Genomic DNA, 23751 nt, shown 5'->3' with positions numbered 1-23751 from the left:
GAATTTAAGCTCAATTTGACATGCTAATTGACGCTTAACTTAGAGAGCATTCCAGGTTAGATACCTTGACGACCTTCTGCCTGGTTTGCTCTCTCCCTACTGATTTTATCCAGAGTAACCACTCTTTTGTTTATTTAAGGTAACAACAACTATGTTAGACCAAGCGATCCAACAACAACTCAAACAATATCTGGCTAATGTAAAAGAAGACGTTCGTCTAGTGGTTAGTCTAGATGAAAGCAAAGCATCGAATGACATTCTGTCTCTGGCGAACCAAATCGCAGAGATGAGCGACTTCATCACCGTTGAACGTGACGACAACGCAAGCGCACGTAAACCAGTGATGACGGTGACCAATCCAGTAAAAGGCACAGCACTTCGCTTTGCTGGCTTACCAATGGGTCACGAATTTACCTCTCTGGTATTGGCATTGCTGCACTCTGGTGGCCACCCAATCAAACTAGAGGCGGAAGTGATTGAACAAATCGCAGCGCTAGATAAAGAATTGGATGTTGAAGTGTTCATTTCACTGTCGTGCCAAAACTGTCCAGACGTTGTTCAAGCGTTCAACATGATGGCGGCGATCAACCCGAAAGTGAAAGCAACCATGATCGATGGTGCACTATTCCAAGATGAAGTGAAACAACGTGACATCATGGCAGTACCAAGCGTATTCGTGAACGGTGAGCTATTCGGACAAGGCCGTATGTCTCTGACTGAAATCCTAAACAAAGTGGATGACGGCGCGAGCGAGAAAGCAGCCAAAGCACTGAGCGAAAAAGACCCATACGACGTGCTAGTTGTCGGCGGTGGCCCTGGTGGTAGTGCAGCAGCACTATACGCAGCGCGTAAAGGTATTCGCACTGGCGTTGTCGCTAAACGCTTCGGTGGTCAGGTGATGGACACCATGGCAATCGAGAACTTTATCTCGGTAAAACGTACTGAAGGTCCAAAACTGGCAACTGACCTAGCAGAACACCTAAAAGAATATGACGTAGACGTTGTGACTGAGCAACAAGCGCAAAAACTGATGGGCGCAGCGCACACAGATGATGGCTTGATTCACATCCAACTTGAAAGCGGTGCAACGCTGAAAAGTAAGAGTGTCATCCTTAGCCCTGGTGCACGCTGGCGTGAAATGAACGTTCCGGGTGAGCAAGAGTACCGCAACAAAGGCGTCGCGTACTGCCCACACTGTGACGGCCCGTTGTTCAAAGGCAAGAAAACCGCGGTTATCGGTGGCGGTAACTCAGGCATCGAAGCAGCTATCGACCTTGCTGGTATCGTAGAACACGTAACGGTTCTTGAATTCGCAGACGTACTTCGCGCAGACCAAGTGCTTATCGACAAAGCGAACTCACTACCAAACGTAGACATCATCACGATGGCGCAAACTACTGAAGTTGTGGGTGACGGTACTCGCGTAACAAGCTTGAAGTACAAAGACCGCAACACAGATGAAATCAAAGAAATTGAACTGTCAGGTATCTTTGTCCAAATCGGTCTAGTACCAAACACAGAATGGCTAAAAGATTCAGAAGTAGCCCTATCTGAGCGCGGCGAAATTGAAGTTGGTAGCCGTGGTGAAACCAGCCTAGAAGGTGTCTTCGCAGCGGGTGACGCAACGACGGTTCCTTACAAACAGATCATCATTGCGATGGGTGAAGGTGCAAAAGCAAGCTTAGGCGCGTTTGACTACCTAATCCGTAAGCAAGGTTAATCTCCAATTTCTTGAGCACAAAGCGCACGGTGCTGTGTTTTCTTCCCCGGAAAACCAATCGGGGCACCGTGACAGCGATGAGGAACAAGAAATAAAATCAAAAGACCTAGAAGCCCAAAGACTTTGCCAGCAGGTATTAACTGCTGGCTTTTTTGGTTTTGGGGAGGGGTGTAAGTACATCCTCCAGCACTCCGAGTTCAAACTGGAGAGACTGGCTCTACAATCGCGGATAATTCAGTTCACTCCACTAGCATCACAACGCGCTGCGAATAGATTCTGAATAATCGCTTAGGCTCCTTCAGAATGACGCTGTTCGTTTAGCGCTCTCTTCACGTCATTACCGCGAACCTAGGTGAGACTGGGAATCTATCCATCGTAAGCTTGAACGAAAGAAATTCACACACATACACGTGACGCATCAACGGTTAGAGGGTTCTGAACATAATCCTCCTCTCAACCTCAAACCACCAACCCCACCTAACCTTCGCTTGTATCAAACTCTAAAGATCTCAACACTCCGAGCTCAAGGTGGCAAGTTCTACAATCGCGGATAATTCAATTCACACCACCAGCATCGAAACGCGCTGCAAATAGATTCTGAATACTCGCTTAGGCTCCTTCAGAATGACGCTGTTCGTTTAGCGCTCTCTTCACGTCATTCCCGCGAACCTAGGTGAGACTGGGAATCTACTCACCACAAACTCGCTCGAAAATGATTAGCACGAACAAAAGATGAAAGAGGGTTGCAAGCACCTAACCCAACTCACAGATTCAAAGTACCACCCCACCGAATCTCTCCATGTACCAAGCTCCAAAGACATCAACCCTAAAAAACTTAAAAAAGCCCTTTACCTCAACTTAACTTGAGGTTTTAGCATGTTCATCGTTGGCTAGGAAATGAAAAAAAGGAGCACATCATGATCCAACTAGAACATATTAATTTAGTCGTGAAAAACATCCCTGAAATGCTGAAGTTTTATCAAACTGCATTTCCACATTGGTACGTGCGTGATGAGGGGAAAGGCGAATGGAGTGGCAAGCCAAGAAACTGGCTACATTTTGGCGACGAGTATCAATATATTGCGATGAGTGACCACGGTGAAGGTGAGAACCGCGAGTTGGGCGGCCACCAAGTAGGGCTAGCGCATTTTGCTTATGTGACCAATAACGTCGATGCCATCATAAAAAGACTGACCGATGCCGGTTATCCGATTGCCCAACCTGGGGCTGATGAGCCATATCGCAAGAATGTATATTTTGTTGACCCTGCAGGTTTTGAGATCGAATTCGTTGAATACCTGACGGATGATCCAAAACTTCGTAACCTGACAAGCTAAAAGAGACGTAAATAATAAAACGCCAGCAGATGGTGACTGCTGGCTTTTTAGTTTATCTATCAGGTTTCTTTATCGCATTAGCGCTGTTTGGCAAAAACCTGAGTCCAGTAATACCCGTAGCTTGCAGAGTGATTTTCGACAAGCGACGCGCCCATCTGATCAAAATCCGCACTCATGATATTGAGGCAGTGACCTTCGCTCGATAACCAAGCATTAACGACGGCGTTGATGGAACTTTGCCCTACGGCGACATTCTCACCAATGGCGCTCCAAGCATAGCCCGTTGCGTTGACTCGATCTGACATATTGCTGCCGTCAGAGCCTGTGTGACTCATGAAATCGCTGTTCGCCATGTCGCTTGAGTGTCGATAAGCGGCGCTTTCCAAATCGTAGCTCCAAGTCAGGGCCCCAACAGGTGGCATGGTGGTTGCGCCACACTGTTGTGTAGTAGAGCGAGCGCTGTTGACCACTGCAAGCATCTGCTCGGCAAATGTGCCCTGTGACGATGTGGAACCTGTGTTTTGAGAGCCGTTTTCTACAGGTGCTGACGACTCCCCGTCGCCGCCACATGCGCTGAGAAGTAGGGCCAAAGCAGGCACTAAGATCTTAGTTGGCATTGTCTTTCCTTTATGAGTGACGAAGAGCAAACTGCGCTTGTCGATAATAACGCCCAATAACCTAACAAAAACCCATAAAAGCACCATATGGCTTGGAGTGTTTTAACCAAAGACTCACATGAAGTTTTCAATCTCCTTGGTTCGGTTGGTAAATCGGCAACGTTTCAGCCCACGTATGGAATGGCGTTTCATCCATATCCTGTATCGCTTGGGTGATAAAATCGATGAACACCCTCACTCGAGCAGGCACATATTCCCGGTTGGCATAGAGAAGATACACGCCATTTCCTGCTTGGCGCATACTCGGAAATATCGGCACTAAACGCCCCGCTTTGAGCCAATCTCTCGCGATAAAGTGAGGAATCTGAGTTAACCCTAAGCCTTCTGCGCAAAGCTCTGCCATGGATTCGCCGTCGTTTACAATAAAATTTCTCTCGGGGTTATACTCACTTGCACCGTCTGATTCAGGCATCTGAATCGTCAACAGTTTCCCCGTTTGTTTAAAACGAAAACGAACCCAAGAATGGTCATTGAATGCGTCTGGGCCACTCGGAACACCATGCCTCGCTAAGTAATCCTGACTGCCACAAATAATAAAATCGATAGGACTCAGCTGGCGCACAATCAACTGGCTGTCCTGAACGACACCAGATCTAATCGACACATCAATCCCTTGCTCAATAATATCAACGTAGGCGTCATCGTAATGAATATCGATCGTGATACTGGGGTAGCGGCGACAAAACTCTTTTAATAAAGGGCGAATGTAAAGGCGACCATAGGAGACCGGCACATTAATCTTAAGCAGTCCTGAAAGCGCATCATTGTGGCTTTTCAATGAATCCTCACACGCCGTCAGTTCGTCCAGTACAAACCTAGCGGTATTTGCGTATCGACGACCGGCTTCTGTCAGACGGATCTGTCGCGTAGAACGCTGGAACAGCTGTATTCCCAGGTCGCTTTCAAGACGATGGATGGCCTTACTCACCGTAGAAGGGTCTGTGCCATACGCTTTGGCGGCCGCAGCAAAACTGCCACCTTCTAAAGTGGCAATAAAAAATCGTAGGGACCGTATCTTATCCATAAAACTCGTGCATTCCATTCGTGAACTTTATTCACTTTAGTAAAGACAAAGTGGCTCTTCAATAACCAATCAGCCCAAATATAATGAATCTCAATAACTTGATGCTCTGTTAGCGAGGAAAAAACAATGGGTAAAAATGGATTAAAGAATGCACTACAACTATTGATAGCGACCTTAGTCCTATTCTTTGGGATGCTTCAAACGGCACATGCGGCGGATAAACGCATTGGCATTCTGGTTTACGACGGCGTATTGACCTCTGATGTTACTGCGCCTTTAGAGGTCTTTGGCGTCGCAAGTCGGCTGACTTGGTTTAGCGATTATGAAGTGCTCACTATTTCCGTCTCTGATCAGAAAACCATTACCACTGAAGAGGGATTAAAAATTGGTGTGGATGCTTGGATTGGCGATCAGCCGGAACTCGACGTGCTGGTTTTAACATCCAGCTACGACATGGATGCGCTAATCGAAAACAAGGATCTCATTCACTTTATTCAAACCACATCAAAGGCGGCAGATTGGATGGCAAGTAATTGCTCTGGTGCGTATCTATTGGCCGAGGCTGGCCTTTTAAACGGTAAGAAAGCGACGACATGGGCAGGAGGTGAAAACGGATTACAAAAAGACTATCCAGCAGTTGATGTACAGGTCGACCAGAATTTTGTTGTTGATGAGGGCGTCATCACCTCAAACGGCAGCCTAGTTAGCTATCAAGCCGCCCTTAAATTGCTGCATCTCATGACTTCGGAATCTAAAGCTCAAGAAGTCGCAGACGCCCTTCAATACTCACGTTTTTCTACCCAGCAATTTTAAGCGGGCAAGGACGAAACCGCAGGTAACCTTTGAGCTTCAGAGGTTACCTTGCTACTCAGCTCTACACTTCTGATCTTAATCCTATGGAAAAACACAAACGATACGAAGCACTGACGAAGGAGCGATACCAAGATATCTATCGTCTCGCATATTGGCTATGCAAAGATCATCACCTTGCTCAAGATTTGGCGCAAGGCACCTTCCTGAAAGCGTGGCGATTCTTTGATAACTTAAATGATCCCAATGCCGCGAAGCCTTGGCTCATCACCATTTTGCGTCGTGAGAATGCTCGGCGCTTTGATAAAAAGCAGTACGATTTTGTCGATATTGATGAGTGTGTAATACAGGCAAAAACCTACCCTGGCAGTGACCACGACATGGCACAAGATTGGCTTCAAAAACAAATGATGATTCTCGAACCCAAATACCGAGAGCCATTGGTCTTAAAACTCGTAGCCGGGTTTAATCATAATGAAATTGCTCAAGTATTAGAGCTTAATCACAACACCGTGGCGACTCGATTATTCAGAGCACGCAATCAGATCATTGCGCAGAGGGAGCGCGATTAAGACACAAAAAAAGTAGTCAATCATGTCAACTAACTGGCTATGCTCCGGTCTATTTCATAAGTCGTTACACAACTCGGCGCTTTAACGCTTTACATCAAGCGCGACTAGATGAACACTTCTCGTCAAAGTACAATAACAGCCGACATAGAGTAGAGTCAGTAAAACATTATGAGTAACACAACGGCGAAAAAGCCGAATCCCCTATTCGAGATTCTTTTTAACGTATTCATCCCTTCCTTTATCTTGATGAAGTTTAGCGGCGATGAACACCTAGGAACAGCAATGGCGCTGGTTGTCGCTTTGCTATTTCCTATCATTTACGGCGGTATGGACCTTGTCCGGAACAAGAAATTTAACTTTATTTCTGCACTTGGCTTTATCAGTGTTTTATTAACTGGCGGCATTGGCTTGTTAGAGCTCGATACACGTTGGTTAGCCTTGAAAGAAGCCCTGATCCCTGGCCTGATCGGTTTAGCGGTTTTGGGCTCAACGTTTACCCGCTACCCTCTGATGCAGAAGTTAGTACTGAATGACACGGTATTGAATTTATCGCTGATTAACGAACGCTTGAAAGAGAACGGTCAATCAGAGGCATTTGAACGTTGTCTAATGTCATCAAACTATCTGTTTGCGAGTACTTTTGCGTTCTCATCCGCGATGAACTACTTCCTTGCGACTTGGATCGTGACCAGTCCTTCGGGCACGGCTGCCTTTAATGAAGAGTTGGGTAAGATGACGCTTTACAGTTACCCAATGATTGCCATCCCAAGTATGTTGATGATGTTCGGTATTTTTTATTACATTTGGCGTCAAGTACGTACGATGACATCGCTCGAAACAGAACAAATTTTCCATCTAAAATAGTCCCATCATTACAAATAACCCATCAAAAAAGGGAGGATTTTATCCTCCCTTTTCTCAACAGACTCACTGTAATTCATAGCGTCAAAATGATTTTTCCTGACACCGCCGATGAGCGTTGCTCAACCATTTCAATCGCAGTTTGAAAATCCTCTAGCGGCAGCTCAGACGCTACACTTAACTTTATATCGTTGGCAATAAAGTGGTCTAACATTTCAGCGAATACCGCCTTTCTCCCGCCTTTACCTACCGATTCTTCCCAATACCGCAAAAAGAAGGTGCTAAAGTCGATGTTGTTGGTCTTCATCAATTTAAAAAACGCAGGCGTATAAGGCGCTAACGACAACGTTCCGTAGTTGATGTATTGACCGTTTTCTTTCAAGGTACGAATGAGATACGTGCCAGCCTCACCGCCTATCGCATCCAAAGCGGCCGTTGGTTGTGGCAGTTTGCGCGTTTGCAGTTGCGCATGTAAGTCTTGCTTCGCGTCCAATACTGGAATCGTATCGTACGGATACTCGTCTGGCTTTGAAGTGACAGCAATCAGTGTAAAACCCAGGGAGTGGGCGAGCTGGGCAAATATCTTACCGATCGCCGAACCCGCCGCATTGATGATCACCACATCCTCTTTGTTCAACTTAGCCACTTTAGTGGTGATCACCCACGCGGTTAACGCGTTGATGTACAACTGGCAGGCATAGCCGTTATCCAAACGTTCAGGTAACGGAAAAAGATTCTCGGGCGAAGCATTGATGTAGTATTGCCAAGTACCACTCATCGCCACCAACACTTTTTGCCCAACTTGAAGGCCAGCGTGACCGACAGCACTGACTTCCACCACACGCCCAACCGCTTCAAATCCCGGCACGCGAGGTGGTACGTGAACGCGGCGGTATTGCCCAACGCCATAAATGGAAAGCAAGTCACTTGGGTTAATGTTTGTAGCTTCGAGCCTCACCCGAATCTTGCCCTGAACAAGCGATTTGAGGGGCTCTTTTTCCAACGACAGCGACGTTTTGGACTGACCAAAACAGAATTGATTCACTCGAGTATTTATCGTTGGTGCCATTGTTATTCATACCATGTAATTGAAATTCAAAAAGGAAGTTTCGCGACTTCTGCTCAAAAGCACTAAGTGAAGTCGAAGCTCTGTATTTCTACCTGCGCGATGCGCCGTTCACTCTAAACTGTTGTGGCGTCATATCAAAATAGGCTTTAAATGCTTTGATGTAGGATGAGTCATTTTGATAACCCACTAGGTCTGCAATGGCTTGGATTGGCAACGATTCATCTAACAAAGAAAGCGAGTAAATCAGCCGAATTTGTTGCCGCCAAAGCAGAAATGAAGTGTTGAATTCCTTGGCAAACAACCGTGATAAAGTGCGCTCAGACGCCCCAATTTTCTCCCCCACTCTTTTAGCGAACAGCTCGACGCGGGCTCGTCAGTCAGTTGCTCGAAAATCAGTTTTAGTCGGCGATCTTGTGGCAGTAATAACTGAAATGTCTGCACGTTGCTTTTCAAAATTTGATCATGCAACACCGCCAGCAAATGCAGTACTTCTTCGTGGCTTGTCTCATTTTCACACTGTCTGCGGATCTCTTGTAAAAGCTCATTTAAAAACGGCGTTAGGGCAATGGTTCTCACTTGTGGCTCGTACATTGCGCCAAACGCAGGGTTAAGGTAAATGCCAACAAAGATCGTGTTACTCAGAGCAATCGACTCGTGTTGAACACCCGCAGGAACAAATAACGCAGAAGTGTGCGGAACCAAATGCTGATAATGCTCCGTTTGCGTTTGCAATAACCCTTTGATAGGAAAGATGATTTGATGCCAAGTGTGTTGATGCTGCGCATCAATGTAACCTTTTGGCATGTCGATGGTTTTCACCAAAACAGGAGAATGGGGATTAGCGACCATCATCTCATTGGAGGTCATGACGCCTGACTTCGAATCAATTTGGCGAGTTAGCATTGTTGATTGTCTTTTCATCCCTACTCCGACACAAGTTCACTAGGCTATCATGCTCCGCATCGCGAATGAAGGTAAACACTTTATCTCTCATTCAAATAATAAGGAGGTTACATGAAGAAAATCGGCGTCGTAAAAGCTTTGCTAGCAGGGAAAACTGTCCCTTATGCTCATGGAGTGCAAAGCGCAATCAACAAACAAGTGTTGCCCGAGCGCCAGCACGCAACAGAGCTTGGTTTTATCAGTGATGAGCAAGGCGATCCACGCTTTCATGGTGGAATTCAAAAAGCGCTTCATATTTACCCAAGCGAGCACTACCCAATCTGGCAACAAGAATTAGGCGAAAGAACTATTTTCCAATCCGCTGGCGGCTTTGGCGAAAACATCAGCTCCGAGGGCGTCACCGAATCCACGATTTGCTTGAAAGATAAAATTCGCATCGGCTCAACACTACTTGAAGTGTCGCAAGGTCGCATGCCTTGTTGGAAACTTAACGTACGATTTGACCAACACGACATGGCGAGAAGACTGCAAGATACGCTTCGAACAGGCTGGTATTTCCGAGTATTGGAAGAAGGCGATATCGGTGCAGGTGACGAGATTATTCTGTGTGAAAGACCTTATCCAGAATGGCCATTGGCTCGCATCATGGGCGCGGTTTTCACTGGCTGTTTAGATAGAGAAGAACTCACTAAGCTGTCTGAACTGCCGTTAGTCGAGTCTTGGGGCAAGTTGGTCGAGCGCCGCCTAGAAACTGGCGAAGTCGAGGATTGGGAAATGCGCTTGGTTGGCCCAACAAGACAATAAAAAACGCAGAGTAAAAGCTCTGCGCTCACTATAAAAACGTGGCCTTGGTTATTACTGTCCTGCTGCATACTGACCATCGGTGACCTGCTCTTTCCAGATAACGTTTTCACCGTCTTTTGACGCCGTAACCACTAGGTGAGTCATTGGCGCATTTGGTGTAGCACCGTGCCAATGGTCGATACCAGGCGGACACCAAACACTATCACCAGCAGCAAATCGAATTACATGCCCATCACGCGTTCCTGTAAGTGCGGTACCGGAAGTGACGATCATGTGTTGTCCTGCTGGGTGAGTATGCCAAGCGGTTCGAGCTCCTGCATCAAAAGTGACATAGGCGGCGCTGTAGTTTGCAACTTCGTTTTCAGGAAACAACATCTCGACGTTAACTTTCCCGGTAAATAGGTTTTCAGGTCCTTGAAACGATTTCTGATCAGCAGAGCGATAAACTTGCTGCGAAGATGAGTTACCATCGGCTGCTTGAGCAATTGGAAGCATAAATCCCGTCGACAACAGCACAGACCAAATAAGCAATGATGATTTATTTTTCATAAAACGAATTCCTTTCTAATTGATATGATTGGCCAAATAATATTTATTTTTCCAAAACTGTTTTTAGGACCGATTGAGCATTGTTCGACACACTTTCACCACAGCACTCACTTAATACAACAATAAATTCCTCTAACTCTTGAATAGAAACATTGTTATTCATACTGATATTATAGTGAGCTGCTAATTGGCTATTAACACCGTTCATATTTGCTAATGCTGCAATCGTAGCAATTTCACGCTCTTTCCAAGTGAGCACATCGCGTTCAAAAATATCACCAAACAAATGTGCTTTTAGGTATTCATCAATTTGCGGAGAAAAATCGAATAGCGCGCCTTTTACTTCTGCACCAACAAGTTGTGTTTGGTTTTCAGCGCCAAATTCTAAGCTGGTTTTATCGTTAGGTAACGCGCTTGATTCTCGCCCTAAGATATCGGTAATACCTCGGCTTTTACGTTCCTCCAACACCGTCATAAATGTTGCTAGTCCATTCAAACTGCGCGGAAATCCAGCATACGCGTACAACTGAGCCAGCACTTCTTTTGTCTCGTTGACCGTTAGGCCTGCGTCTAACCCATCATTAAGGCTTTGTGTTAGTTTTTCTATTTCACCACTCGCAGTAAAAGCAGAAATAGGAATAATAGCTCGCTCTTTATCACTGAATATTTCTGATGCTGAAGCGATATTCGTTGTGCATAGTGTTGCCATAGTGAGCACCAATATTAATATTGATTTAACAGATTTGTTTAATGCTTTCATATCAAAATTCCATTATGTAACGGTGTTCTAATCCATAGAAGTTCTAGAAATATATTTATTAGCGTTCTGATTTCTACATTAATAATTCACATTGTTAACTAGGTCATTAATTGACTTTTTCGATCGTGACACTGTTTGTTTCTTTCGAAATAAAGCAATGAATCCCATCATCGATTTGACCTAATTTAATTAACCCAGACGCGTAACCAAAGTCTTTATAAAAGATAACTAAATTTCCCCAAGGGGCGTAATAAGAGATGTCACCCGCTTTTGATTGAGTTCCAGAAGGTGCGCCTTCGCGAGTTAACTTATTCGGTAAGTAAGCAATTTTCTCTGTATTTGCGTAGTCTTGTAGATCTAATGTTAGAGGCAATTGACGAACAAAATCGTCTGTACTCGCACTGCTCTTCAATGTGCCTGAAACACTGCAATCATCGAAAATAAAACGAATTTTCACCATATTTTCCTCCAATCCAGCGCTATTAACTTCTGCGTTTACAATGCAGGGGAACATCCAGGCACTACTCACCAAAACGCATCTCACCCACTGATTGAAACGGTATGCTTATCTCATCGATATTCCCTTTTCTCACTGAAAACTTAGCTCGGGCTACTTTAGTTGCATGTACTCTTGATCAGAGACTGGTTCGCACCATTCATTACTTGCGCCTTCAGCCGGTATTTCTATTGCTACATGTGAGAACCAACTGTCTTTAGCTGCGCCATGCCAATGCTTAGTACCTGGCGCAATATGCACGACATCGCCAACATTCAACTCTTGTGCTGGTTGGCCAAATTCTTGATACCAACCTCGCCCTCCTGTCGCTAACAGAATCTGCCCACCTTCATGATGAATATGCCAAAAATTGCGACACCCTGGTTCAAACGTTACGTTCGCCACGATAAGACCAGGCTGATTGAGCAACGCCAGATAACTCGTACCGGTAAAGTAATCCGCATACGCTTCATTCTTTTCACCAAACTCGAAAATGCCTCGACCTTGAAATACACCGGCTTGCAGTACGTCAGGGATTTGAGTATTGCTTTTGTTATTCATCATGACTCCAAATAGTGTTCTTGAGTGCTTACAACTCACCAAACCATAGGTTCACTGTATTGCGCTTTGATAGATGACCGTTAGCCTATTCATTGCTAATACTTGCCCAATATTCCAAACCAATACAAAAGACAACCATACTTGAGACCGGTTAGAAAAAACGGAATAAAAACTCATCTATACATAAGCATTTGACTATTAAATAATAAAATTCATGACAGACAATTAACCCGCTCAAAAACCAACCAGAAAGATCACTCTCTGATCGCTTAACCTCGAAATAGACACTTGCCCAATATTCTTTACTTAAAGAAATGAACTGTTATAACTATGCTTAATGAAGTCGCTTAATTGACTCCGAAGAGGCGTTAACTACAAAGGCAGAAATCGCATGCCGTTAACACCGAACCTGAGGCCAACCAGAGGAGAGCACTGACTTATGCAAGAGGTACCGTCAAACACTTCGTCAACCCTGGCCAGTGCAATAGAAGAGCTTGCCAAGCACATTGAGAAATGGGCAAATGGCGCGAACCAATATGACACAGAAATTCCAGGATTAAGGTTCAGTCGTTGGACAACCCCAACACCACCGACAAGCTACACCCACAACCCAAGTATTTGCTTAATTGCTCAAGGGAGAAAGCGCGTGTTGTTGGGTGAAGATAGCTTTGTTTACGATGCGAACCACTTTTTAATCTCCTCTGTCGACTTGCCGATTATCGCCAATATCATTGAAGCCAGTGAAGATAAACCTTATTTAGGGGTGATCATGGAGCTGGATCTGACTGAAATATCTCAACTTATTGTCGATAGTGAGCTGACGTTTAATCAAAGCAAAGAAGCGCAAAAAGGCATAGCGGTTGGAGAATTATCGGAGCCATTACTTGACGCCTTTCTGCGTTTAATAGAGCTGCTGGATGAAGGACAAAGCATCAAAATTTTAGCGCCGATCATTAAACGAGAGATTTTTTATCGACTGTTAATCACCGAACAGGGCGCTCGTCTTAATCAAATCGTGACTGCAGGAAGTCACAGCCATCAAATCGCGAAGGCCATTGATTGGTTGAAGAATAATTTCGTAAAGCCGTTAAGTGTCAGTGAGTTAGCCGCCTACAGTGGCATGAGTAAATCGGCGTTTTATACCCACTTTCGTTCTATGACATCTATGACGCCACTGCAATTTCAAAAGAAATTAAGACTCAGCGAAGCTCGGCGTTTAATGCTGACAGAAAACCTCGATGCCATGGCGACTACGTTTAAAGTGGGTTACGAAAGCCCTTCTCAATTTAGCCGTGAATACAGCCGTTTATTTGGTGCGCCACCATCCAAAGACATCAAGTCTTTGCGCGAGAGTATGGGTTAAGCTCGGAATATCCTAGGAAGAAGCTAGAAAGTGAAACCGTCAGCCTCGTACTGCCTCGAGGCTAACGGTTTTATTATTTGGGAGAGAATGAACGTCACCTGCATTTGCAAGCAAAACTGCGCAATATTGTTTATAACACCGCTTGTCGACTAGGCAAAAATACCTCACCCAACATACAGCGAACCGAGCCACCACCAATAGATTCTATGGTAGAAACATCGAATGGCAGCAATTTACCGTGCGTCGAAAGTTGATTTCTTTGTGCTGGAGAGAAAGCATCGTATGCCGATTGCGACATCGCAATGACTTTGTCTCCATTGATGGTTTCCAACTGAAGAATGTTGCCGCAGAAGTGGTTCATTTGCTCAATCGAAATAGAGATCACTTGTTTATCTTTAGCGAGAGATTTCATCACAAAACGACGCTCAAATTCTGGGATCACTTCGTCACAAATCACGCAGAACTGCTCACCCACAGCCATCATCACGTTGGTATGGTAAATAGGCGCACCAGATGGCAAACGAGTTTGGAAAGAGATCACTCGTTCATAGCCAATACGATCGGCGTAATCTTCTAAAACCAGACGATCACAACGTTGTGAGAGTGCGGCATAGACCGTTTTATTTAAGTGGTCAAAGACCATCACACCCGTGCTTTCTAAATACGCTTGCTCATCAAGATATTCAGTTAGGCTGCTACGTCGATGAACTTCTCGCCCAGCTTGCGCTAGTGCCGCCACAAGCGCATCGGGACGCACTTCTTTTTGACGGTTTTCACAGGCCATTGGAAAGGTGTACAACGTGCCATCTGGCGTAGTGCTAAACCAGTTGTTTGGAAATACCGCGTCTGGCGTCGCAACATCTGAAGCCGGATAATCAAACTCAACAACTTGAACGCCCTCTTGACGCAGCGTTGCTACCATACTCGCGAACTCGGCCATCACTCTACGCGAGACTTCTTCTTGGCTGAGTGACACTTTATGTTGGAACTCATTATCTTGTGCGGTTTCTTCATTAAAACGAAACTCTTTCGGTGGCACCATCACTACGCAGTTTGCGGTTTGGCGCTGAGCACTTTGCGTGCTTTCTTCTTTCCCATTAGCAAATTGGGTCACTGATTCGTGTAATAGCATCCAATACATTCCTTATCACTAGAATGAGGAGATTGTAAATTTATTGTTAACTTCAGTTTTGCTGTTTTCACAATTAATTTAATTATCTAGAAGTAATTTTCACTGAACTTAGCTTATTTCTCCCGAAATTTTATTGTCACTATGCAGGTTTAAGGTTTTATGGTATCGCGATGAACATGCGAAGAATTCATCATAAGAATCAGAACCATAGACAACCACACCCATAACCAACTAGTTACATTTAAAACACAATCGGTTAGACTATTTTTTCGCCCCACTCGTCAATCCGTCTGCTTTCTCGAGGAGCAGCCAAAAACCCTTATACACGCGACTTCGTCCAAAGCTGCGTGAATCGATGGATTTAGCCACCCCAAATGGCACTGTTTTAACTTTAGGATGAGTTATGTTTAAACGATTTGAAGGCTTTACAGAGCCGTTCCCCAAATCTACACCAGATCAGCCTCCTTCAGGGATGCTCGCTTTTTTACGTTATTATACCCGCGGCTACGAAAAGCCTTTGATCATCATGTCTTTGATGGCCACGATTGTTGCTGTCGTTGAAGTTATGTTGTTTGGCGCGATGGGACAATTAGTTGATTGGTTGTCTACCAGCAATCCAGAAACGTTCTTGCAAGACAATAAAGCAGATTTAATTTTCTACGGAACCTTATTGTTGGTTGTCATGCCCATTTTGGTGATCGTGTATTCGTTGCTCGTTCACCAAACATTATTGGGCAACTATCCAATGTCTATCCGCTGGCTTGCACACCGGTATTTGCTCAATCAAAGCTTAAACTTCTATCAAGATGATTTTGCAGGCCGAGTTGCAACTAAAGTCATGCAAACGTCACTAGCTGTGCGCGAAACCGTCATGAAAGCTATGGATGTGTTTGTTTATGTTACGGTTTACTTCACCAGCATGATCATTATGTTAGCGACGGCAGACTGGCGTTTGATGATCCCAATGATCGTCTGGCTGCTCGCTTACATCGCTATCCAAATCTATTTCGTTCCTAAGCTCAAAGATGTCGCTTCAGCGCAAGCCGATGCACGTTCGACAATGACAGGACGCATCGTCGACAGCTATACCAATATTCAAACCGTCAAACTGTTTTCTCATAGCCAGCGCGAAACCCAATATGCCGAGCAAGGCATGAAGGGATTTTTGAATACGGTCTATCGTCAAATGCGCCTAGTGACCGGCTTTGACGTTGCTGTAGAGATCTCAAACTATATTTTAGTCTTTTCCGTTGCTGCTTTATCGATTTACCTGTGGTTGGATAGTGCCATCAGCGTTGGCGCGATTGCGATTGCTGTTAGCCTTGCATTACGCGTAAATGGTATGTCGATGTGGATCATGTGGGAAGTTGGCGCCCTCTTTGAAAATATGGGAACCGTAGTCGATGGAATGAAAACGCTCTCTAAGCCAATTGATATTAAAGATAAACCAGGCGCAAAAGACTTAGTTGTCACTGAAGGTGGCATTCACTTTGATAACGTCAGCTTCCATTACGGTGAGAACAAAGGCGTGATTAGCCACCTCGATCTCAACATCAAACCAGGAGAGAAAGTCGGCTTGGTTGGGCGCTCCGGCGCCGGAAAATCAACTCTGGTGAACTTGTTACTTCGTTTCCACGATGTCGAAGACGGCAGCATTAAGATCGATGGACAGAACATCTCTGAAGTCACACAAGACTCTTTGCGTTCAAAGATCGGTATGGTGACCCAAGATACTTCTCTGCTGCACCGCTCTATTCGCGACAATATTTTGTATGGCAACCCAGATGCGACAGAAGAAGATTTGCTGAAAGCCACTAAGCAAGCGCATGCCCATGAGTTTATTGAAACTCTGACCGACCCATTTGGTAATGTCGGATACGATGCGCAAGTTGGTGAACGTGGTGTGAAACTGTCTGGCGGCCAACGTCAGCGTATCGCAATATCTCGTGTGCTACTCAAAGATGCACCATTGTTGGTACTGGATGAAGCAACATCGGCTCTGGATTCAGAAGTCGAAGCAGCCATCCAGGAAAGCTTGAATGAGTTAATGCAAGGAAAAACCGTTATTGCGATTGCGCACCGATTGTCGACCATCGCACAAATGGATCGCCTCATCGTGCTAGATAAAGGCAGTATTGTTGAGCAAGGTTCTCACCAAGAGCTCATCGCGAACAACGGTATTTATGCCCAGCTTTGGGCGCATCAAACTGGCGGATTTATCGCTGAAGAGTTAGAAAATCAACACGTTTCTTAATTAGCGAGAAACCCAATAAAAACGGCGCATGAAGCGCCGTTTTTCATTTTTATTAATAAACCTATACTCATATAGCCATTATAGTTTCTCATATATGAAACACCCTCCATGATAAAGCTCACATTTTTTCTGCTAATATACCGCCTCGTTGCGTATCCATTGCAATGAACACAATACAGAGTTTTGAGCCGTCTTCATTTGTCATTTCACTTTTTGAGAAACAGCTATACTCAATAGATGGCTTAGTTATTAGATTAACAATAAGGTAATTAGCTTATGTGTAAATGTGGTTCAATGCAGATCGTACAACTCAAACCAAGTTGGGCTGACAAGCTATTCGGCTACTCAGAAAGATGGAAATGCCAACTTTGTTGTAAGATCTACCGCATCTAAAATTAAAAATAGAATCTTAGTTTTTCTAAGAAAAAGCAGTGGCCCGACAGTAATTGTCGGGTTTTGTTTTTCTGCACATCCATTTTTATCCCTTCGCAACACGGTCACTCATCACGGCAAAACCTAGCATCTCAATGTGACTTAGGTATAGAATCAGGCCCACTTATTTATTCCGATATTCACATATAACTGGTCACTATGAACAAAAGTTTGCTAACGAATGTCCTCGCTATCGCTTTGATGGCTGGAGGTCATCAATTACAAAACGACTACCTTTGGTATGCGGGGCTGTTTGCGTTCTCAGGCGCCATCACTAACTGGCTTGCCATCCACATGCTGTTTGAAAAAGTGCCTGGATTATACGGTTCTGGCGTGATCCCCGCGCGATTTGAAGAGTTTAAACTGGCTATCAAAAACTTGATGATGGAGCAGTTCTTTACCGAAGCGAACATCGATCGATTCTTGAACAAAGAAATGGCGGGCGGTGTAAACATCGATCTTCAACCTGTGATTGAGAAAGTGGATTTAAACCCAGCGTTTGACTCTTTGGTAGAAGTGATCGAAGGCTCTCAATTTGGCGGCATGCTAGCGATGTTTGGCGGCGCGGAGGCATTACAACCTATGCGGCAGCCTTTCGTCGAAAAGATGCAAGAATCCATTATTGAGTTGAGCAAGAGCGATAACATCAAAGAAGCACTGAAAGAGCAGTTCGAATCTCCTGCTATGATGGATGAGATAAAGCAAAACATTGAAGGCATCATTGATCAACGCTTGAGCGAGTTAACACCCGCACTGGTCAAAGAAATGGTGCAAAAAATGATTAAAGAACACCTTGGCTGGCTAGTCGTTTGGGGTGGCGTATTTGGTGGTTTGATTGGTGTTATCAGCACCTTTATCGGCGCATAGTCGCTCACCGATTTATCAAAAAGGAGCTTCGGCTCCTTTTTTGATCTTGAAAAAGTAATACGCCAAGTCACGTTAAATAATATGCTCAATGCATAAGCGCTGCAGTCATAGACATCAGCCTCGCCTAACCAAGGAGCTCCGGGTTCACGCCAAATCCTGTTTTATGTTCTTCAATTACCACTTCACTACGAGTCTGGATCACGCCCGGAAGTGTGCCTAACTTACTCGACATAAACTCCTGATACGCTTTCATACTCTTAACACGAACCTTTATCATGGTATCGAAGTCCCCAGAGAGCGAATAACACTCTTCAATTTCCGGCATCAATTCGACGGCTTTCGCAAACTTTTCAAAAATGGAAAAACTGGTTTGGTCTAAGCGAATATGGATGAATACTTGCACATCCAACCCTAATTTTTCCGCATTCAGCTCCGCATGGTAGCCATTGATATACCCCTCTTTTTCTAGCCGCTTCACGCGGTCAGAACACGGCGAGGTCGTTAAGTTGATCTGCTTTGCGAGTTCAACAACTGGAATTCTGCCTCTTGAATGAAGCACTCTCAAAATGTGTAAATCAATCCGGTCCAATTGGTAACTCATTAACCACATCCTTGTAACCACTCAGGAAGCATCACATTAATCGTTGCTTAAACAATTGCAAACCATCAAATGCACAGCATGTGAAATTCAGCAGAGAATAATTAGAAAATAACTAAGGAAGGAAAGGGCTGCGATTACTGCCGCTCTCTCCATAACCGAGTATGAAGAACAAAAGTAATCTAGCAGCTCCCGTAGAGTCGCAAATTTGAAAGCGTGTGATACGCCTTTATAGATCTGGCGTGCGGGACAAGCCGCCCTGTTTAGCTATTAATCATAGCTATCGCTCTGAATTAGAGAGCTGCCGACGTATGCCTGGTAGGATGAGGAATCACTTCTCCAATTGCACGATGATTACAGCATCGGCAGTAGTATTGTGGTTCCATCTCGTAGTAGTGTTCACCTGATACAAATTTCGCCATCAGCTGTGTAAAACTCACCACTTTACCTGTCAACGAATCAACGGGCTGTGGCTCGCAACGCTTCATGATCACTTTATGTTGCGTTGATTTTCTACAAGCTGCGCAATATATATCCGGCATTTCTCTTCTCCCTGTTTTTCAGTACTACTGACAATTGACATATTTTGTTCAAAATAATTCCACAATAAAAAAGCCCCTTTAATTTTTTGTGTCCTATCTTCAAAAAATTGGACGAAAGTATCAAAAAATTGAGACATTGGTCAGACCTCAACTTTTGTACCATTATTATGAACGAACGCACTTATGTGTGTAATAATACGACACATCACACATAAGCAATTGTTGCTACTCGCTATTTCAATCTGCAATGAACAGTTCTATGGCGTTTTAAATGTGGCTTTCACTCACATTTCCTATTCAGGCATTACTTGGTTGTTTAAACATACCTGATTTACAGTGTGAATCTGCAATTTCAACGATACTGACGCATCTCAAGGACGCACGATGACGCTTCAACCAACACTCACGACACAAAGGCTTATTCTTCGCCCATTTCATCCGACAGACAGCGAAAAAGTCGCACGACTCGCAGGAGACAAGAGCATTGCAGATATGACGGCAAATATTCCTCATCCCTATGAAGAGCCGATGGCACAAATTTGGATTGAGAGCCATGTTGGCCTATATCACCAACGTAGTGGGGTCATATATGCCATTACTCAACGTCAAGACGATGCGTTAATTGGTGCTGTTAGTCTGCTAAACATCTCCGAGGGAGTCGGCACATTAGGGTATTGGCTTGGCGTCGATTATTGGGGGAATGGGTTGGCTCAAGAAGCGTCAATGGCTTTAATTCAATTCGCCAGACCACATTTTGAGTTATCGGGCCTAAAAGCGATGCACTTGGTCGAAAACAGACAATCCCAATCAGTCATTCAAAAGTTGGGCATGACGTATATCGACAATCACATCATCAAAATGCAGGGAAAAGAACGAGAAGTCTGTGTATACCAACAAATATTTTCGCCTCAAGTAACCGTAGCGACCTCTCAAAATTAAGGCACTAAAAAACCAGCCTCTCAGCTGGTTTTATCTTTCACCTTGAAAGGCATAAATACTAGTCTTGTGCGACTTTCACACGAATCTTGCTCTTGTGTACTGAAGACAGGTTTAGTGCCTCCAACGCCGCAACGGCTTCGGCTTCATCCGGCATGATCACAAAACCAAACCCTTTTGATAAACCCGTCTCTTGATCAAGCACGACGGTGCAAAGCTCAACTTTGCCGTAGTTTGAGAACAGAGTACGGATGTCTTGCTCTGTCGTCTCACGAGCTAAGTTTCTTACTAGAAGTTTCATATTAAACCATTTTATGTTTATAACGCCTCAATTCTCTCAGCTTCTCCCTTACAAACCAAGTGAATAATGTTCTTGCGAAGGCTAGATGTCTCTAAGTGTTTCTGTTTAAATGATTTTTAGTGATAACGCTCTGAATCCTGCATTACGAGACGATTGGAGTATAAAAGCCTAGGAGATTCGACATGGAAACCAAACGTTTAAAGCTCATCCCAGCTTGCTTGGAACGTGCAGAAGAAGCACATCAGGCCGTTGTTCGTAGCCAAAAAACGCTTGAAGTTTACCTGCCATGGGTACCTCACGTGCTCACTTTAGAAGCGATGATTGCAGGGACAGAGAAAGCCATCGCAAACTTTGAAAACTTCGAAGAAGAGTTGCGCTACTACCTAATCGACAAGGAAAGCGATCGTTTACTCGGCGCCATTGGGTTAATGATCCATGATCAAGAGATACCGGCATTTGAGATTGGCTATTGGCTTGATGATCGCGCGGTAGGCTACGGTTATATCTCTGAGGCGGTAGCGGCGATTGAAAACTATGCATTCGAAGCGTTGGACGCGAAAAGAATCGCGATTTTAGCCGATGCGAATAACCGCAAAAGTCGTGCGGTTGCTGAGCGCTGTGGGTATGAGTTTGAAGGTGAGCTAAGCAATGCTCGGCGTGCGCCTTCTGGCGAGCTGAGTAACACCGTCATTTACGCCAAAGTTCGTCGTGACTGACACACTCACAAAGAATAAAGCGACGTGACAGTCTGGCCTCAAGCAATCACCATTAACGTTTATTAAATTCAGATAAAACAAAGCCCGCTGTATAAGCGGGCTTTGTGTTCGTAAAAGGAAGTAATTAGTCTAGTTCAACTAGTTTCTTCTCGTACGATTGATGTTGGTCTAATACGTCTTGCGCTGCACCGCCTGTCGCTTTGCTGATAACAACGATAGCAAGCGTAGAGAAGATGATGCCCGGTACGATTTCGTACACATCAAACCAACCGCCAGTTAGCTGCTTCCAAACAACGATAGTGATACCACCAACAAGGATACCTGCTAGTGCGCCGTTACGGTTCATACCGCTCCAGTAAAGGCTAAGTACAACCGCAGGACCAAATGCAGCACCGAAGCCAGCCCAAGCGTAAGAAACAAGACCAAGTACTGAACTATCTGGTGTCATTGCTAGGAATAGCGCAACAAGCGAGATCACGATAACGCCGATACGGCCAATCATTACGATTTCTTCAGAAGAGGCTTCTGGCTTGAATACTTGCTTGTAGAAATCTTCTGCAAGCGCTGAAGATGAAACAAGAAGCTGTGAGTCTGCTGTACTCATTACCGCCGCTAGAATTGCTGCTAACAACATACCCGCAACGACAGGGTGGAATACTGCGTTAACCAATAGCATGAAGATCTTCTCGCCATCTTCTAGTTGAGTGCCCGGATGACCCGTAACCCAAACCAAACCGACAAGACCAACAAGCATTGCACCAACCATAGATAGTGCAGTCCAAATCACAGCGATACGACGTGCAGTCGTTAGATCTTTGTTTGAACGAGACGCTTTAAAACGCGCTAGGATGTGTGGCTGACCAAAGTAACCAAGACCCCATGCCGCTAAAGAGATGATAGCAATCGCAGACAGTGGTTCACCTTTGGCGTCATTCCATAGCGTTGCAAGTTCTGGATTGATGTCATGCAGATCAGAAGTTAGCTGACCTAGACCACCGTCCATAACAGCAACAGGAACAATCATTAGCGCAGCGGCCATTAGCAGACCTTGCACTAAGTCAGTCCAAGATACCGCAAGGAAACCACCGAATAGTGTGTAAGAAACGACACACACCGTACCGATGATAACAGCGTAGGTGTAATCTAGACCGAATACCGTCTCAAACAGTTTGCCCCCTGCGACCAAACCTGAGCTGGTGTAGAAAAGGAAAAATAGAAGAATGAAAAACGCAGAGATTGTCTGGATCAGTTTCGACTTATCGTTGAAGCGACGTGACAGGAACTCTGGCAACGTTAACGCGTCAGTTTGGATACTGTAGGTACGTAGGCGTTTTGCACTGATGAGCCAGTTTGCCCATGTACCAAGAAGTAGACCGCCGGCTAACCAGAAGGCCTCGATACCCGCAGCGTACGCATAGCCAGGCAAGCCTAGCAGCAACCAACCACTCATGTCTGAAGCACCTGCAGATAATGCAGCAGGCCACGGACCTAGGCTACGGCCACCTAGGAAGTAATCAGATGAATTGGAAGTCCTCTTATACGCGTAAACGCCAATAGCAACCATAATCAGTAAATACGCCACAAAAGTGGACGTGATAGCAAAGCTATTTTCTATCATTAGATAGTCCTCGTTATAATTATTTCCTTCCTTGCCTGCCCTGATATTTTACCGTCTCAGCAATACATCAGAGTATAAGAAACCAATCTGGACCGGCTCTCAGTCCAGTTACTCCAGATTGGTATCACAAGTCAGGTTAGTGAGTTTCGTTCCCCAACTCGAGTAGAGTCGCGTTACCACCCACCGCGGTAATATTTATCGTTCGAGTGCGCTCGGTAATGAAGCGCAACGAGAGATGAGGATCATGAGCCAATTTCGGTGACTCTAAATCCGTTTCAGAAACTAAGCCGACGATTGCACCGTCACGCTTAGCTAGTTGAAGATTGAGCGCATGCTCAACCTGTGAACGCCCAACATAACCCACACTACGTACATCGCTCTCAAGCAACGGGGCAGACGCATCGTACGCAACAACCTGGACTAAGTTAGATGGGAAGTTTGCCAACGCTACAGCTTGCTTAACCAGTTGGTTTAGCTCTGCATTGTCACTGCAAACGACCACACTGTTGCCTGCAATTAAGGCACAGGTGATCATCGCAAAAGCACTGTATAACGCATTATCAGCAGGCTCGATGTTGTTTTCACAAATCACCAAAGCCACACCGCGTCCTGCGGCATACAGTTCGTTAGTTTCCCCTGTAGGGCCAACTAACTGGTGAGTTTCTGCAAGAAGAGTTGATGCTTGTTGCAAGTGGTAAGAAACCACTTTGGCAACGGTAGACTGCTGCCCTTCTAATGCAGATTTAAATGCCAGAACATGCTCGCATTTGTAATCAAAATCAGTCAGATTCCACTGCTCCCACGCAGAGAATGCATCTTTAAAATAGGTGATCTGATGAACCATAATGC

The 23751-nt window shown here is 44.9% G+C and carries 24 protein-coding genes and 1 pseudogene; 11 read left to right on the top strand and 14 right to left on the bottom strand.

The annotated features are described in order from the left end of the window. Window positions 1-151: 151 nt before the first annotated feature. Both ahpF and P4S59_RS17080 read left to right on the top strand, forming a co-directional pair. Window positions 152-1720 (top strand): alkyl hydroperoxide reductase subunit F, encoded by a 1569-nt coding sequence (ahpF, locus tag P4S59_RS17085; RefSeq protein ID WP_048625474.1) that lies wholly within the window; start codon window positions 152-154, stop codon window positions 1718-1720. Between the two features lie 917 nt (window positions 1721-2637). Then, window positions 2638-3057 carry a VOC family protein gene (locus tag P4S59_RS17080; RefSeq protein ID WP_025793617.1) on the top strand — a complete coding sequence of 140 codons (420 nt, stop codon included), beginning with the start codon at window positions 2638-2640 and terminating at the stop codon, window positions 3055-3057. A 77-nt stretch (window positions 3058-3134) separates the two neighbouring features. Here P4S59_RS17080 and P4S59_RS17075 read toward each other — a convergent pair whose 3' ends face one another. After that, window positions 3135-3674 carry a CAP domain-containing protein gene (locus tag P4S59_RS17075; RefSeq protein WP_337168736.1) on the bottom strand — a complete coding sequence of 180 codons (540 nt, stop codon included), beginning with the start codon at window positions 3672-3674 and terminating at the stop codon, window positions 3135-3137. A 127-nt stretch (window positions 3675-3801) separates the two neighbouring features. Beyond that, window positions 3802-4758 (bottom strand): LysR family transcriptional regulator, encoded by a 957-nt coding sequence (locus P4S59_RS17070; RefSeq protein WP_337168735.1) that lies wholly within the window; start codon window positions 4756-4758, stop codon window positions 3802-3804. Window positions 4759-4884: 126 nt separating this feature from the next. Between P4S59_RS17070 and P4S59_RS17065 the strand changes: the two genes are divergently transcribed. The 3 genes from P4S59_RS17065 (at window position 4885) to P4S59_RS17055 (ending at window position 7004) form a co-directional block, all read left to right on the top strand. After that, window positions 4885-5571, top strand: a complete 687-nt coding sequence (locus P4S59_RS17065; RefSeq protein ID WP_337168734.1) for a DJ-1/PfpI family protein — start codon at window positions 4885-4887, stop codon at window positions 5569-5571. 83 nt (window positions 5572-5654) lie between these two features. Continuing rightward, window positions 5655-6140: a sigma-70 family RNA polymerase sigma factor gene (locus P4S59_RS17060; protein ID WP_337168733.1), complete on the top strand. Its 486-nt coding sequence runs from the start codon at window positions 5655-5657 to the stop codon at window positions 6138-6140. A 168-nt stretch (window positions 6141-6308) separates the two neighbouring features. Beyond that, complete coding sequence (locus P4S59_RS17055; RefSeq protein ID WP_046875662.1) at window positions 6309-7004, top strand: VC0807 family protein; 696 nt, start codon at window positions 6309-6311, stop codon at window positions 7002-7004. A 73-nt stretch (window positions 7005-7077) separates the two neighbouring features. Here the strand turns inward: P4S59_RS17055 and P4S59_RS17050 are convergent, their stop codons facing one another. Next, a complete protein-coding gene (locus tag P4S59_RS17050) occupies window positions 7078-8070 on the bottom strand; it encodes a zinc-dependent alcohol dehydrogenase family protein (RefSeq protein ID WP_337168732.1) in 993 nt (330 codons plus the stop codon). An 88-nt stretch (window positions 8071-8158) separates the two neighbouring features. Beyond that, a pseudogene (locus P4S59_RS17045) lies at window positions 8159-8973 on the bottom strand (AraC family transcriptional regulator). A gap of 111 nt (window positions 8974-9084) precedes the next feature. Here P4S59_RS17045 and P4S59_RS17040 point away from each other — a divergent pair. Then, window positions 9085-9777 (top strand): MOSC domain-containing protein, encoded by a 693-nt coding sequence (locus P4S59_RS17040; protein WP_337168731.1) that lies wholly within the window; start codon window positions 9085-9087, stop codon window positions 9775-9777. A 51-nt stretch (window positions 9778-9828) separates the two neighbouring features. Here P4S59_RS17040 and P4S59_RS17035 read toward each other — a convergent pair whose 3' ends face one another. The 4 genes from P4S59_RS17035 to P4S59_RS17020 all read right to left on the bottom strand — a co-directional run bounded on the left by P4S59_RS17035 (window position 9829) and on the right by P4S59_RS17020 (window position 12146). Further along, window positions 9829-10326, bottom strand: coding sequence for a (R)-mandelonitrile lyase (locus tag P4S59_RS17035; protein ID WP_054866778.1), 498 nt, complete (start codon window positions 10324-10326; stop codon window positions 9829-9831). Between the two features lie 43 nt (window positions 10327-10369). Further along, on the bottom strand, window positions 10370-11035 hold the full coding sequence (locus tag P4S59_RS17030; RefSeq protein WP_258664599.1) for a carboxymuconolactone decarboxylase family protein: 666 nt from the start codon (window positions 11033-11035) through the stop codon (window positions 10370-10372). Window positions 11036-11192: 157 nt separating this feature from the next. Then, entirely contained in the window at window positions 11193-11546 is a 354-nt protein-coding gene (locus P4S59_RS17025; RefSeq protein ID WP_239073825.1) for a cyclophilin-like fold protein, read from the bottom strand. A gap of 150 nt (window positions 11547-11696) precedes the next feature. Beyond that, entirely contained in the window at window positions 11697-12146 is a 450-nt protein-coding gene (locus P4S59_RS17020; protein WP_086015559.1) for a cupin domain-containing protein, read from the bottom strand. 436 nt (window positions 12147-12582) lie between these two features. Here P4S59_RS17020 and P4S59_RS17015 point away from each other — a divergent pair, with 436 nt between their 5' ends. Then, window positions 12583-13506, top strand: coding sequence for an AraC family transcriptional regulator (locus tag P4S59_RS17015; protein ID WP_337168730.1), 924 nt, complete (start codon window positions 12583-12585; stop codon window positions 13504-13506). A gap of 130 nt (window positions 13507-13636) precedes the next feature. Here the strand turns inward: P4S59_RS17015 and P4S59_RS17010 are convergent, their stop codons facing one another. Then, the gene (locus tag P4S59_RS17010) at window positions 13637-14638 is read right to left on the bottom strand and encodes an arginine deiminase-related protein (protein ID WP_253644173.1); all 1002 of its coding nucleotides are present in this window, start codon (window positions 14636-14638) and stop codon (window positions 13637-13639) included. A gap of 403 nt (window positions 14639-15041) precedes the next feature. Here P4S59_RS17010 and P4S59_RS17005 point away from each other — a divergent pair, with 403 nt between their 5' ends. Together P4S59_RS17005 and P4S59_RS17000 are read left to right on the top strand one after the other, a co-directional pair. Then, complete coding sequence (locus P4S59_RS17005) at window positions 15042-16892, top strand: ABC transporter ATP-binding protein (protein WP_005392176.1); 1851 nt, start codon at window positions 15042-15044, stop codon at window positions 16890-16892. A 591-nt stretch (window positions 16893-17483) separates the two neighbouring features. Continuing rightward, window positions 17484-18191, top strand: coding sequence for a DUF445 domain-containing protein (locus P4S59_RS17000; protein WP_005392172.1), 708 nt, complete (start codon window positions 17484-17486; stop codon window positions 18189-18191). A gap of 124 nt (window positions 18192-18315) precedes the next feature. Here the strand turns inward: P4S59_RS17000 and P4S59_RS16995 are convergent, their stop codons facing one another. Then, window positions 18316-18792, bottom strand: a complete 477-nt coding sequence (locus P4S59_RS16995) for an Lrp/AsnC family transcriptional regulator (protein ID WP_006740877.1) — start codon at window positions 18790-18792, stop codon at window positions 18316-18318. 290 nt (window positions 18793-19082) lie between these two features. Further along, window positions 19083-19331 carry a hypothetical protein gene (locus tag P4S59_RS16990; protein ID WP_012842405.1) on the bottom strand — a complete coding sequence of 83 codons (249 nt, stop codon included), beginning with the start codon at window positions 19329-19331 and terminating at the stop codon, window positions 19083-19085. Between the two features lie 384 nt (window positions 19332-19715). On the opposite strand from P4S59_RS16990, the gene P4S59_RS16985 reads away from it, so the two are divergent. Then, window positions 19716-20270 (top strand): GNAT family N-acetyltransferase, encoded by a 555-nt coding sequence (locus tag P4S59_RS16985; protein ID WP_337168729.1) that lies wholly within the window; start codon window positions 19716-19718, stop codon window positions 20268-20270. Between the two features lie 58 nt (window positions 20271-20328). Here P4S59_RS16985 and P4S59_RS16980 read toward each other — a convergent pair whose 3' ends face one another. Then, window positions 20329-20568 carry an RNA recognition motif domain-containing protein gene (locus P4S59_RS16980; protein ID WP_005392166.1) on the bottom strand — a complete coding sequence of 80 codons (240 nt, stop codon included), beginning with the start codon at window positions 20566-20568 and terminating at the stop codon, window positions 20329-20331. A 182-nt stretch (window positions 20569-20750) separates the two neighbouring features. Here P4S59_RS16980 and P4S59_RS16975 point away from each other — a divergent pair, with 182 nt between their 5' ends. Then, window positions 20751-21284, top strand: coding sequence for a GNAT family N-acetyltransferase (locus P4S59_RS16975; RefSeq protein ID WP_337168728.1), 534 nt, complete (start codon window positions 20751-20753; stop codon window positions 21282-21284). 124 nt (window positions 21285-21408) lie between these two features. On the opposite strand, the gene putP is transcribed toward P4S59_RS16975, so the two are convergent. Continuing rightward, the gene (putP, locus tag P4S59_RS16970) at window positions 21409-22902 is read right to left on the bottom strand and encodes a sodium/proline symporter PutP (protein ID WP_005392162.1); all 1494 of its coding nucleotides are present in this window, start codon (window positions 22900-22902) and stop codon (window positions 21409-21411) included. 136 nt (window positions 22903-23038) lie between these two features. Further along, a complete protein-coding gene (locus P4S59_RS16965) occupies window positions 23039-23746 on the bottom strand; it encodes a 1-pyrroline-5-carboxylate dehydrogenase (RefSeq protein WP_006740880.1) in 708 nt (235 codons plus the stop codon). Between the last annotated feature and the right edge of the window lie 5 nt (window positions 23747-23751).

Origin of the sequence: Vibrio sp. M60_M70, assembly GCF_037162085.1 — a bacterium.
GTDB classification, from domain to species: domain Bacteria; phylum Pseudomonadota; class Gammaproteobacteria; order Enterobacterales; family Vibrionaceae; genus Vibrio; species Vibrio diabolicus.
Note: the sequence above shows the minus strand (reverse complement) of the source record. Positions and strands in the feature narration are given on the sequence as shown.

What these genes read in the sequence shown, in the direction of transcription:
- putP (WP_005392162.1), bottom strand. Translation starts at nt 22,902, where the DNA reads ATGATAGAAAATAGCTTTGCTATCACGTCCACTTTTGTGGCGTATTTA.
- P4S59_RS17000 (WP_005392172.1), top strand. Translation starts at nt 17,484, where the DNA reads ATGAACAAAAGTTTGCTAACGAATGTCCTCGCTATCGCTTTGATGGCT.
- P4S59_RS17015 (WP_337168730.1), top strand. Translation starts at nt 12,583, where the DNA reads ATGCAAGAGGTACCGTCAAACACTTCGTCAACCCTGGCCAGTGCAATA.
- P4S59_RS16990 (WP_012842405.1), bottom strand. Translation starts at nt 19,331, where the DNA reads ATGCCGGATATATATTGCGCAGCTTGTAGAAAATCAACGCAACATAAA.
- P4S59_RS17075 (WP_337168736.1), bottom strand. Translation starts at nt 3,674, where the DNA reads ATGCCAACTAAGATCTTAGTGCCTGCTTTGGCCCTACTTCTCAGCGCA.
- P4S59_RS16985 (WP_337168729.1), top strand. Translation starts at nt 19,716, where the DNA reads ATGACGCTTCAACCAACACTCACGACACAAAGGCTTATTCTTCGCCCA.
- P4S59_RS17025 (WP_239073825.1), bottom strand. Translation starts at nt 11,546, where the DNA reads ATGGTGAAAATTCGTTTTATTTTCGATGATTGCAGTGTTTCAGGCACA.
- P4S59_RS17005 (WP_005392176.1), top strand. Translation starts at nt 15,042, where the DNA reads ATGTTTAAACGATTTGAAGGCTTTACAGAGCCGTTCCCCAAATCTACA.
- P4S59_RS17020 (WP_086015559.1), bottom strand. Translation starts at nt 12,146, where the DNA reads ATGATGAATAACAAAAGCAATACTCAAATCCCTGACGTACTGCAAGCC.
- P4S59_RS17035 (WP_054866778.1), bottom strand. Translation starts at nt 10,326, where the DNA reads ATGAAAAATAAATCATCATTGCTTATTTGGTCTGTGCTGTTGTCGACG.
- P4S59_RS16965 (WP_006740880.1), bottom strand. Translation starts at nt 23,746, where the DNA reads ATGGTTCATCAGATCACCTATTTTAAAGATGCATTCTCTGCGTGGGAG.
- P4S59_RS17080 (WP_025793617.1), top strand. Translation starts at nt 2,638, where the DNA reads ATGATCCAACTAGAACATATTAATTTAGTCGTGAAAAACATCCCTGAA.
- ahpF (WP_048625474.1), top strand. Translation starts at nt 152, where the DNA reads ATGTTAGACCAAGCGATCCAACAACAACTCAAACAATATCTGGCTAAT.
- P4S59_RS17065 (WP_337168734.1), top strand. Translation starts at nt 4,885, where the DNA reads ATGGGTAAAAATGGATTAAAGAATGCACTACAACTATTGATAGCGACC.
- P4S59_RS17055 (WP_046875662.1), top strand. Translation starts at nt 6,309, where the DNA reads ATGAGTAACACAACGGCGAAAAAGCCGAATCCCCTATTCGAGATTCTT.
- P4S59_RS17050 (WP_337168732.1), bottom strand. Translation starts at nt 8,070, where the DNA reads ATGGCACCAACGATAAATACTCGAGTGAATCAATTCTGTTTTGGTCAG.
- P4S59_RS17070 (WP_337168735.1), bottom strand. Translation starts at nt 4,758, where the DNA reads ATGGATAAGATACGGTCCCTACGATTTTTTATTGCCACTTTAGAAGGT.
- P4S59_RS17030 (WP_258664599.1), bottom strand. Translation starts at nt 11,035, where the DNA reads ATGGCAACACTATGCACAACGAATATCGCTTCAGCATCAGAAATATTC.
- P4S59_RS16995 (WP_006740877.1), bottom strand. Translation starts at nt 18,792, where the DNA reads ATGAGTTACCAATTGGACCGGATTGATTTACACATTTTGAGAGTGCTT.
- P4S59_RS17010 (WP_253644173.1), bottom strand. Translation starts at nt 14,638, where the DNA reads ATGCTATTACACGAATCAGTGACCCAATTTGCTAATGGGAAAGAAGAA.
- P4S59_RS16980 (WP_005392166.1), bottom strand. Translation starts at nt 20,568, where the DNA reads ATGAAACTTCTAGTAAGAAACTTAGCTCGTGAGACGACAGAGCAAGAC.
- P4S59_RS17040 (WP_337168731.1), top strand. Translation starts at nt 9,085, where the DNA reads ATGAAGAAAATCGGCGTCGTAAAAGCTTTGCTAGCAGGGAAAACTGTC.
- P4S59_RS17060 (WP_337168733.1), top strand. Translation starts at nt 5,655, where the DNA reads ATGGAAAAACACAAACGATACGAAGCACTGACGAAGGAGCGATACCAA.
- P4S59_RS16975 (WP_337168728.1), top strand. Translation starts at nt 20,751, where the DNA reads ATGGAAACCAAACGTTTAAAGCTCATCCCAGCTTGCTTGGAACGTGCA.